12 protein-coding genes and 1 tRNA gene are annotated in these 10,364 nt (G+C 48.2%); 1 reads left to right on the forward strand and 12 read right to left on the reverse strand.

Features of this window, described 5'->3' with window-relative positions:
- The 8 genes from KHQ28_RS27535 to KHQ28_RS29650 form a co-directional block, all read right to left on the reverse strand.
- The coding region (locus KHQ28_RS27535; RefSeq protein WP_211777769.1) for a ParB N-terminal domain-containing protein at positions 1 to 1,295 on the reverse strand (1,295 nt) is incomplete at its 3' end.
- 312 nt (positions 1,296 to 1,607) lie between these two features.
- Entirely contained in the window at positions 1,608 to 1,886 is a 279-nt protein-coding gene (locus KHQ28_RS27540; protein ID WP_211777770.1) for an ogr/Delta-like zinc finger family protein, read from the reverse strand.
- Positions 1,886 to 2,647: a septation initiation protein gene (locus KHQ28_RS27545; protein WP_032418131.1), complete on the reverse strand. Its 762-nt coding sequence runs from the start codon at positions 2,645 to 2,647 to the stop codon at positions 1,886 to 1,888. The genes KHQ28_RS27540 and KHQ28_RS27545 overlap by 1 nt, the downstream gene beginning before the upstream one ends.
- Before the next feature lie 400 nt (positions 2,648 to 3,047).
- Positions 3,048 to 5,720: a TOPRIM and DUF927 domain-containing protein gene (locus tag KHQ28_RS27550; protein WP_032418132.1), complete on the reverse strand. Its 2,673-nt coding sequence runs from the start codon at positions 5,718 to 5,720 to the stop codon at positions 3,048 to 3,050.
- Positions 5,717 to 6,100 (reverse strand): DUF5375 family protein, encoded by a 384-nt coding sequence (locus KHQ28_RS27555; protein WP_032418133.1) that lies wholly within the window; start codon positions 6,098 to 6,100, stop codon positions 5,717 to 5,719. The genes KHQ28_RS27550 and KHQ28_RS27555 overlap by 4 nt, the downstream gene beginning before the upstream one ends.
- Complete coding sequence (locus KHQ28_RS27560) at positions 6,097 to 6,381, reverse strand: hypothetical protein (protein ID WP_032418134.1); 285 nt, start codon at positions 6,379 to 6,381, stop codon at positions 6,097 to 6,099. Before KHQ28_RS27560 ends, KHQ28_RS27555 begins: the two co-directional genes overlap by 4 nt.
- A 31-nt stretch (positions 6,382 to 6,412) precedes the next feature.
- Positions 6,413 to 6,772 (reverse strand): hypothetical protein, encoded by a 360-nt coding sequence (locus tag KHQ28_RS27565; protein ID WP_032418135.1) that lies wholly within the window; start codon positions 6,770 to 6,772, stop codon positions 6,413 to 6,415.
- Positions 6,765 to 6,941: a host cell division inhibitor Icd-like protein gene (locus KHQ28_RS29650; RefSeq protein ID WP_001118612.1), complete on the reverse strand. Its 177-nt coding sequence runs from the start codon at positions 6,939 to 6,941 to the stop codon at positions 6,765 to 6,767. The genes KHQ28_RS27565 and KHQ28_RS29650 overlap by 8 nt, the downstream gene beginning before the upstream one ends.
- 187 nt (positions 6,942 to 7,128) lie before the next feature.
- Here KHQ28_RS29650 and KHQ28_RS27575 point away from each other — a divergent pair, with 187 nt between their 5' ends.
- The gene (locus KHQ28_RS27575; protein ID WP_032418136.1) at positions 7,129 to 7,314 is read left to right on the forward strand and encodes a YlcI/YnfO family protein; all 186 of its coding nucleotides are present in this window, start codon (positions 7,129 to 7,131) and stop codon (positions 7,312 to 7,314) included.
- Between the two features lie 96 nt (positions 7,315 to 7,410).
- Here the strand turns inward: KHQ28_RS27575 and KHQ28_RS27580 are convergent, their stop codons facing one another.
- From KHQ28_RS27580 to KHQ28_RS27595, 4 genes are all read right to left on the reverse strand, one after another.
- The gene (locus KHQ28_RS27580) at positions 7,411 to 7,641 is read right to left on the reverse strand and encodes an AlpA family transcriptional regulator (protein ID WP_000455466.1); all 231 of its coding nucleotides are present in this window, start codon (positions 7,639 to 7,641) and stop codon (positions 7,411 to 7,413) included.
- 370 nt (positions 7,642 to 8,011) lie between these two features.
- Complete coding sequence (locus KHQ28_RS27585; RefSeq protein WP_032418137.1) at positions 8,012 to 8,650, reverse strand: hypothetical protein; 639 nt, start codon at positions 8,648 to 8,650, stop codon at positions 8,012 to 8,014.
- Positions 8,651 to 8,680: 30 nt separating this feature from the next.
- Positions 8,681 to 9,943, reverse strand: coding sequence for an integrase arm-type DNA-binding domain-containing protein (locus KHQ28_RS27590; protein ID WP_032418138.1), 1,263 nt, complete (start codon positions 9,941 to 9,943; stop codon positions 8,681 to 8,683).
- 164 nt (positions 9,944 to 10,107) lie between these two features.
- Positions 10,108 to 10,192, reverse strand: a tRNA-Leu gene (locus tag KHQ28_RS27595).
- Between the last annotated feature and the right edge of the window lie 172 nt (positions 10,193 to 10,364).

Below are 10,364 nucleotides of genomic sequence, written 5' to 3' on the forward strand. Positions count from 1 at the left end.
TTCCCAGCATTATTAAACCCAGCAATGATATTAATCTTATTGAAATTATCCAATGAGAAATTTTTAAAGAATTTATATTTTTTGATATGAATAGATTTAAAGTGTTTTTTTACTCCATACTCAAAATTAGTTGTATAGTTTCCTCCTTCGATATTTATAGCCGTCTGTTTTGGCATTATTTGTGTTAGTTTTTCTTTTGCATCATCTAATAAGCGCAAATCTTCTTGGTTTATGAGGCTACTATATAAATTTAAATCCTTCAAGGAGTCTTCAAGCTTGCTTAAAGCATTTTTATAGTTTTGCTGATTTACTGAACCGCTCGCAGCTAATCCTCTTGCAAGGCTACGCTCATCCTCCATTACCTTCAAGGCTTTTTCATTATTGATGAACAGAGCAAGATCTCGTATCTCAAGAGATTTAGTAATTATTGGATCTAGCTCAACGTATTCACCATTACTTTCCTCTTCAATGTCATCTTCTAGCTCATTTTTCTCAAGGTATTCATCTGTTTTAGAGATCCACGAAAAAAGCCTATCAAGATTCACTAAATTTCGAGCATAATAACCGTTATCACTCCAGTCTAACCAAGATTTGATTACAGGCTTTTTGATTATTTCTTCAAAAATACCAAACATACTTGGTTCGAATTGCTCACCATACTCACTTGTTTTATATAAGGAAATTAGATTATAAACTCTAAGCATAGAGCGAAGACGAGTTTTAGAAATACCGAGCGAACTAACTAGCTCATCTTCTTTTTCAACATACTCATCTCGAGTTTTGTCTTCATATGGTTTTAAAAAATCATAAAGCAGTTTGGATTGGTTGAATGTTGACCACTTTTTATTGCCACTTATATGCTTCAATCCCATCACAATCAGATGTTTTTCAACATCTTGATTATTATGGATTTCGAAAGGCACACTTCTAAAAATAGATGGGTCTAGTTTTCCAATATCAAAACCCTTTTCATGTGCTTCCTGCAATGCTTTCAGCGCCGTTACACGACGATTTCCTTCAAGGACTAAATAATTGTTATCTCCTAAATCCTTTACTTGAATAACATCAACATCTAAGTATCCATTAGCTTTAAAACTTGCTATTAGATCTTTAATATTCTCTTGTCTATTTCCTTCTATAAAAAAGCGAGTCCTACGCTGAATTGTTGGATCTAGCATGTCCTTTTCTGAGACTGGCTTGTGCTGGTCATTGTCAACAAAACGGTAGTTATTAGGATCTAGAAATAAATTTTTCAAATTTTTGCTAATGCGCGGGCGAATTTGCTCGACATTCATATGTCACCTCAATGGTGTAGGAACTATAGAATGCAACTTTACTTGATACCTCAGCAATCAACAACTTCATGTTTTGAAACTAAGCGCGCACTGCCCCGCCCGCCTGCCCGCTTCACTTAACAGAATGGTTTTCATGCACCTCGTAAATCGTCTCAGGAGCCGCCATACAAGGGCTTTCGCGTCAAAAATGCTGCATGAGACTCATGCGTTTTCATGCAGCATAGACATGCACTCATGCGTTCTCAGGCCAGCCAGGAAAAAGGTATAAAAAATCCCGGTACTGGACCGGGATTGCGTGGGCGTTCTTTCTAATCAGACAGGGATTTGCTGGCGGTTTGACAGTTTTGATGCAGAGCCATAGCCATAACGATTGAGCGTTTTCTTTTGTTTTTCATGGTTTTCCGGTTCATCTGATTCCTGTTCATTGCGCCGGGGTTTCATAATTATCGTATCCACACTTTCCAGTGCAGTAAATGTGCAGGAACATTCGAGATTCTGGCACTGATACCATGAGCGTTTAACCGATGGTGCTTCATAGGCTGATGTTCTGGCGTGTGCCGTAGTGCCGCATTCGGGACATTTAAGCGCCATCAGATACTCTCCATATCACGGTTACGTTTCTGCTGTTTTTCACGTTCATGACGGATCTTCATTTTATGAAGGGCCGCCGGTGACGGGGTTTTGCTTAAATCGATACAAGCCGCGTAATCCGGCGCAACACCCGCCAGTTTAAACACAGGGTCCTGTTCCGGCATCGCAGTGTTAGCAAGAGCCGGTTTGGTGATACGTTTGTGAATAAAGTCTTTCAGCAGTGTGTCCGGGTCATTAACTGAATGTACCACACCGACAACTGCGCTGGCTTCGCGGCCCATTGTAGATTTGAGCAGGCTCAATGTCTGGATGAGAGCCTTACCATGCGATTGCATAAAATCTTCCCAGATTTGTTTTGCGCGAATACCCACAAGTGCCTCGTGCGCGTGGATATACTTTCCGGCTAATTCCGCAGTCTCCTGTGGCAAAAGTGCATTTTCGCTCTCCTGAGCCGCCAGCAGCTCATCAAAATCCTCAAGCGTTTCTCGTCCCAGCGCAATTTCCGTGCGCAGTTTTTTCATTTCCTTTGAGACTACGCCCTGACTTTCACGAAACAGCGTGCGCCACTCATCATTCAGTGCGTTCGTCGTGGCTTCCATTTCAGCACGGCGCTGGCGGATAGTTGCAATATTATCCTCTGCCGCTTTCTGCCGACGACGTGCTTCAAGCCATGCGCTTCTGGCTGTGTTCAGGGTTTCCATTGCCTGCTGCGTTACAGCCGGAAAAGTGGAAAGGTTGTTATTCTCTGCGGTGTTGTTCATGACTTCTCCTGCCGGGTTGGTTCGTTACGTCAATTGTGTCGTGACTGACACAAGCGCACTATCGACGCTCAGTGTGTGGTGGCTGGCACAACGGGCGTTTGCGGTTATTCAGACGCGGCCATGACAGCCAGCCAGATAAAAATGCCTCTGTTTCAGCCTGCTTTATGTCCCGGATGCGGTGGAACAGGTGGAACAGGTGTTACACCATTGTTTTGTAAAACATTTATATGCGCATCACAGGTGGAACATCGCAGGTAACAAGGTGGAACAACGGATCGGCTGGTGTTCCACCTGTTCCACCTCACTATTTCAGAAGGTGAAACAGGTTTAGCCCTTGTAAAATACGGGTGTTCCACCTGTTTCACCTGTTACCCTTAATAAATAAGACTCACGCAAAGCCTTAACCCGGCACCTCGCTGTTGAAGACATAGAGCCTGCGGGGATTCATCTCTGGTGGGCGAATGGTTGTCTGCAGCTTGCCATCGGTGGAGGGCAGCAGGTATCCACGATCCGCGCACAGACGCGCCACCTTGCGCGGGTCAAATCCCCGGCAGATTTCTTTCCAGCCGGACGGCATGACGTAGAACGTGGTGACGGCCTCCGTGCCCTGCGCGGTACTGCCTTTCTCCACCCTGCGCCAGCCCACCATATTGCCGGGGCGGTTACGTTCGTCGTGCCAGTCAGCAAAGCGGCTGTACTGATTCGCGGTAAAGAAGCTGCGTACCTGCTCCAGTGCGGCAATATCTTCCTGATTGGCGGTGTGCCCGCGATCTTTCAGCCATGCGTTCAGGCAGACGCGGGTTGCCCGCAGCGCTTCACCCTCAGGCCAGCCGGTGATACCCAGCCGGGTTGCCAGCTCGCCCGCCATCGCCACCAGTGCAAAGCGGTTCACAGCCCGGCCTACCTGATTACCCGCATCTTTCGGGGTCAGGGCGGCTGTATATTCCTTCATCAGTGACTTTGCCTGTGCCGTCAGCCCGTTAAGGTCAGCGGTCAGGGCTTTCAGCCACTCCCTGAACGGCGAACCGTAGTAGCTGGACGTGGCCCACTCCAGATGTTCCGCCAGAGCCTTGCCGCTGTCGAAGCCGTGCAGCTCCTCAAATACGCCAAATTTCCCGGAATCGCTGGGGATCTGGATCATCCTGACTTCCATCCCGGCAAAGGTACGCTCACCGGCTTTTGCCGCATGTTCGGTCAGTGACAGCTCGCCGGTTGAAAAGAACAGCAGCCGCCACTGCTTACGGGTGCGCAGCTCACCGTCCGTACCGGCACGGCCCTTGCCCTGACCGTTTGCCAGCATGTAGGCGATATTACCCGCCTCGCGTCCGTCCACCTCCCGGATCTCATCAAGCATCATGGCGGCATCGTTGCGGCGGCTGGCGCATCCCTCCAGCGCGTTGCCGGTTGCCCGCCACGTTTGCCAGTAATCAGGCCCGCCACAAACGGAGGTTGCCGCTTTCATGGTGGTGGTCTTACCGTCAGTCGATTCCCCCTTGAGGTGGTAGCCGCCGCCGTCCATCCCAACCAGCCGTAACAGGGGTGCAGCAAAGGCCAGACTGACGGCAAACGCCACGCGGGAGTTACCGGTGCAGTAACGGGAAACGTGCTCCCGCCATTCCTCCGTTGTACCTGACACACGGAAATCGCGCCCCTGCACGGAAGTGGTCTGGAGAATGACACCCTCTGCACCTTCACCGCTGACCTCATCCTGCAGGACGTAAACCTGACCATGCCAGCCAGTGCGGCTGACGCAGGTCACGCGGCGTTCCGGTTTACACAGCGAGATATATTCCATCAGGCGGGCACGGGCCTCACCGGTGGTGCTGATATAGGACAGCCCGTTAACCAGCAGTACCCGGCGTAGTTCCTCACCGCTACCACTGAGCATTTCCATCGGCATCGCCCAGCGGCGGCGCTCTCCCCATGTATCTTCCCACTCCAGCAGTCGCCCGAAATTACCGCCATCGGCATCGCAGGTGATTGCCGTCACGCGCAACGGGTTGCATATTTTGACGTTCTGGATCTCCGTCTCACCGTTGCGCTGTACCTGTTTTTCATACCAGAGATATTCCTGGGTAAGACGGAACCCGTGCGGCAGCTGCGTGCGGCCTTCTCCGCACAGTACAAGACCGTTACGAAAGGCTTCACGGGCACGTGTAATACCGTGCTCACGGTGGAAGTCATTCCAGTCAGCTTTAATTTCTCCCGGTGGCAGCGTCACCCAGCCACCGACTGATTTTGCCGCCCGTTCAGCAAAGGATCTGCCGGGATTCTCGCCCCCGTCCTGAAAATCGTTATCACCGGCGATGATAATTTTTACCTCAGGCCAGCGTGCCCGAAGCGCCTGTGCGACATTGGGCAGGTTGCCCGCAGATATGGCAGCCACTACACATCCGGCGGTGATCTGGCTTACCGTCAGCGCAGTGGCGTAACCTTCGGTAATCACCACCTGTACCGGCGGTTCAGACGGTAACGGGCTGAGCGCCACAAATGCGCCTTTCATCGTGCTGCCGGGCAGTATGCTTTTTTCACCCGTCGGGGCGATAAGCTGTGCACCGGTCACGGCTCCGGCGTTCGTCGTGAGCGGTAACAGCAGGGAACCGGCAGGGAAATCCTTACCGCTGATATGCTGCACGCTCCCGGTCAGGGAGGCCGGGTACCCGGCGAACCCTTTTCCGGTCAGATAGGGGCTTTCTCCCGTGTGACTCTCTTTCATCAAGGCCGCCACGGTAAGGCTCATATCGCGTTTAGGGGCTTTTTGCCTAGCGGGCTTAACGGGCAGTTCCTGCACATCCGGCACATTAAGCACCTGCGCCACCTCCTGCGCTGCCTTTCTGACGCCGTAACCGGTTATGAGCTTAACCAGATCCAGACCATCACCATTGCCGCACTGGCTGCAAATCCACGTCCCGCGCCCGTCGAGGTCATCGAGGCGGAAGCGATCCTTGCCCCCACATTTCGGGCAGGGACCGTGCCTGCCGTTTTCAGGTACATCAATACGCAGCATCTGCAGAATGACGGGCCATTTTCCCCTCGCTGCGGCTGAAATCTGCGTAACCGTCTGTGTTGTCATACTTCCCCCTGATACAGCGATACACCCGAGCTGCAGAAGTCATCAAATGCTGCCGGAAGTGTGCGGTACAGCTCCGACATCACTTCACAACCGCGCACAGTCAGTACCGGTGGCGCGGTCAGCAATGATGGCTCCAGCATGTCAGTCAGCAGCGCCAGTGCAGCCGCTGCTCCCTGTGCTTCGCCATATTCGTTAATCAGTGCACACTCGATATGCAGGGCAATGGCCATTTCAATACGTTCAACCGTCAGGCTGTGCGGACCATAGTGATCGCAGCCGGTTTCGGTCAGCGCTTTCTGGCGCCAGGCCGATGCAATAGCCCGCCGGTAAAGCGCAGTGGTCATTTCTGCCGGAAAAATAGAAACCTGCGGCTGGTTCATTGGGTGCCTCCTTCAATCAGTTCGCAACTGTGCGCAATATCCGTCAAATCTGCCCGCAGGTACTCCATCAGCGCAGCGATGCCTGGCGCACATCCTGCATCCAGCGTTCCGCCCTGCGAGGGGTATTCAGAAAAGAGAAGCTGCAACATGTCGCAGGCCTTTCTGACGCGGGCCAGCTTTCCGAAACCGTCCTCTGACAACCCATACGCAAAAGCACCGCTATTGTGTTTTTCAGGCAAAGCGTTGCCCTGAGCACCGTTGTGCCCGTTTGAAATATTCATCGTGGATTACTCCGTTTTCAGCGGTGTTTTGTCAGAGAAACTTTGAATAGTGACTGTCGTCAGGTTCAGCAGAACGCCGTATGCTGCGCTCCCGCCAGCGGGTAAATACCACCGACGGATGCAGCGTCAGCGAGCCAGAGCCGCTACCCCCCGCGGGAGCTGGCGAAGGTTTAAAGAGCGGGGCATTAAACAGGCGCGTATACCGCTGCTCAAACCATGCCAGAGGGCAGGAAGAAAGCTTATTGTCGCTGTCATGACGAATCAGCACTTCACAGCTGAATTCAGGGTTAACCAGCGCCACGGAGGGCGAGGCTTCAGTTAATCTGATAATCGTGACAGTCCAGCCACGCTCATGCTGCCAGCGTTCGCCGGGTTGCGGATAATTACGCATGTTCACCTCCGCAGGGAATGCGACCGGCAAAACTCAGCACGTAGTCCGGGGCAAGTCTGCGCCGCGCTGAGCGCTCGTTATCTGCGGTAATCCTTAACATCACAGGGCGGGCATTGCGTTGACTGCGGTTGATCGCCGCGAATAACCAGGTACACTTCTGTTTAGCCATCTTCGTTGCCTCATATAGCGGTTTGGTCAGAAGCCCGGTTAGTGTTGCTGCACTGTCGGGCTTCGCACTCACAAGGTGAATCGCACCTTCACTTTTAAAGCTACCCTTAAGTGAATCGCACTTCAAGCCTTTTATTATCATTTTTTTTGCGTATACTGAATCGCACCTAACGCAAGGAGATCCAGTAATGGCAACGGGTTCAACTAACAACAAGTCGCAGCAACTTAATGCTCGTTTCCCACATGATGTAGTTGCAGAATTAGAAAGCAACCTTGAAGATGGGGAAACGAAAGCGCAATTTATTGTTACCGCTGTAAAAGGCGAGATTAAACGCCGGCAGCGCAGGAGAAATAAGCCAGAGCAAGTAAGCTGAATAGAGAAGCGAATAGACGTTCTCTCAGATTCCATGCTAATTTCAGTAAGCGAAAATATTTTTAAGCCCACAAACTCATTTTGTCGGGCTTTTTTATTAGTGATTTTCATGCCGTTCACCACGAGAGGCATATATTTGCTCTTGAATCCAGTGATCGACTTCGCTTTCAACAAATGAAATTGCACGAGTTCCTATTTTCACCGGGCGGGGAAATGTATTGTTTGAAAGCTGTTTGTAAAGCCATGCCTTGCTACGCTGAACGCGTCTTAACACCTCTTTTGCTGAGATAAGGGTCTGATTCTCTGAAAGGTTGTTTGCATATTCCATCTTGTTACTCCGTGTTCTACTTAAGTTCACGGTGACTTTAAACACTGAAAAAAAGTCATTCTAGTGATAATGGAATCTATTAAGACAAACGGTGATTCTATTGAAACGTGATGATTTCCACTGAAAAAAAGAAACGATATTCATATGAAAGAACACAAGAAGAAGGAAATACACAAAAAATAAAATCAATAAAATTCATATAGATAGGATGAAAAATTAAACAAATCATACGTTGAAAGGTATTATTACGTTTTATCGATTCATATTACTCAGGAATTACCACAGTATTACACTGTATTACCCCCTATAGCCCCTTAGAGCCTCTTGTAGCCCCTTCTAATGAGAGATATCCAGAAAGTAATTAATAAATTCACTCTCCGTATTTTATAATGTCTTTACCCAACTTTATTTTCTTATAAAACGTAGCTTTTTTAATTCCTTTCAATAGAATCTCATTTTCATTACAAAAAGAAATAATATCATTATATATAACACTATTATCGCTATAATTTACCTTTCCATGTTTCTTAAGTAATTCAATTAGCAGGTAAATTAATTTACAACTATAATTATCCTCGTCATCTTTTCTATACTGCCCTCTGCCATTACTCCTTAATTTTTTACCAATTTCATATAATTCATTTCCTCCTAGCATCATTAAAATATCGCCCCAACCTTTATTTTTTACCTGTTGTTGCAATGCGTTCTCAATTCTTTCCTTAATCTCCACAGGTACAATATCTTCCCTCTGAAAGATATAAGCGGCAGTTAATACTAAGTTCGCTTCCACTTTTTGCGTGGCGGATATGTTTTTATATTCATTAATCAGTTGTAGATTTCTGGTTATTGCCTTTCTTAATCTGATAACCTCTTTTAATTGAATCTCAGTCAATTCATCATTTTCGGTATCATAGTCAAAACCATTCATAGCAAGCGCTACTTCGTGTGGCGTAATGTACGTTAACCTATTAAAATAAAACAAATTATTATCAGATTGTGTGTTATTCATTTAAATCTCTCCGTAGCCACACAATGGTAATTATTTTCCATGCACACGCGCAAAATCATATGGTGTGATAGATCCATTCTTGTTAGCATCAATGTAATCAGCCCACCATTGCAGCATTAATCTTCTTTCTTCAAGATATTCAGAAGTGTGCATATATGAACCTTTCACGTTTTTTCGTTCAACGTGGCTTAACTGTCTTTCAATAGCGTCATCATTCCATAGTTTCGACTCACTTAGCGCACCACGCGCCATAGTTCTAAATCCATGACCACATACTTCCGTTTTCGTATCATATCCCATTACACGTAAGGCGCTATTTACTGTATTTTCACTCATTACTTTTTTAGGGTCATGATCGCTGGGAAATATCACCTCACCTTTACCGCTCAAGGCATGTAAACGTTTAAAAATATCAAATGCCTGTTTGCTCAGCGGAACAATATGTTCAGTTTTCATCTTCATCCCACGCTCAGAGTGTTTTACGCCGGGAATAGGCTTACGAATTCCGGGTATCGTCCACTCGCTTCGTTCAAAGTTAACTTCACTCCAGCGAGCAAAACGCATCTCACTTGAACGAATAAATGTGAGTAGCGTTAATTCAACGGCAAGCCGTGTCATTAGTCGCCCTTTATAGCGTGATAATCTTTCAAGGAACTCAGGGATTCTTTTTGGGGGTAGCGCTGGGTGATGGGTCGCCTTAACGCTTAAAAGCGCTCCAGCCATATCCCTGGCAGGATTTGACTCAAGAAGGTCATTCTGCACACCGAAACGCATAATTGCGTTTACGCGCTGCATCAGTCGCTGCGCAACATCATGTTTACCTGCCGTATCGACAGCTTTGATCGGATTGAGAAGCTGGCTGGTTCTCAACGTCCTAGCGTCAATTTGACCTATCGAGGGGAAAATATACTGCTCAAGGGTCAGCAGAACGCGACGGCTATGATCTTCGCTCCAAGTTAGATTACTTGCGTGCCATTGCCTTGCGATAGTTTCAAATAAATATGCCCCCTCAATTTCAGCTTGTGCCCCCTTTTGCTCCACTTTGGGGTCAATGCCCTGAGACAACAATTTCTTTGCTGCATCGCGCTTACCCCGAGCCTCAGCCAAAGTGATCGTCGGGTATACACCAAAAGCGAGCCGATCTTCCTTTTTGTCAGACGGGCGGCGATACTTCATGCGCCAGTATTTGGAACCTTTAGGGGAGACTTCAAGATACAAGCCGCCTCCATCAGCCATTTTATAGGCTTTCTCTTTCGGCTTTGCAGTCTCTATCTGGCGAGCGTTGAGTTTCATTTTGGGGGCACAAATCCTGATCGAATTGACATGCCCCCGATTATGCCCCCAAAAGGGGGTAGACCACAAGAGACCAGCAAAGACCATGAAATACGGTAACTTGCTTGTTTTTAAAGATTTTTTCTGGATTTGTAGACTTCAGGAAATGTCAAAAGAAGTGTTAATGGTGCCGAAGGCCGGACTCGAACCGGCACGTATTTCTACGGTTGATTTTGAATCAACTGCGTCTACCGATTTCGCCACTTCGGCACTGAAGGGGATGCGGAAACGTTCTGGATTATACCTGTCGGCGGCGGTCATGCAAGCGACAGCGTGTCGTCATTACGCTAAGTGTTGAAAAAAACAGCGCTATCCTGCGCGGCGTCACCTTTTACGACCGTTCCACAGCGCGACTGCCACCTGCAACCCTCCTCTCACAACC

The organism is Klebsiella sp. 28 (assembly GCF_018223905.1).
Classification (GTDB): domain Bacteria; phylum Pseudomonadota; class Gammaproteobacteria; order Enterobacterales; family Enterobacteriaceae; genus Klebsiella; species Klebsiella pneumoniae.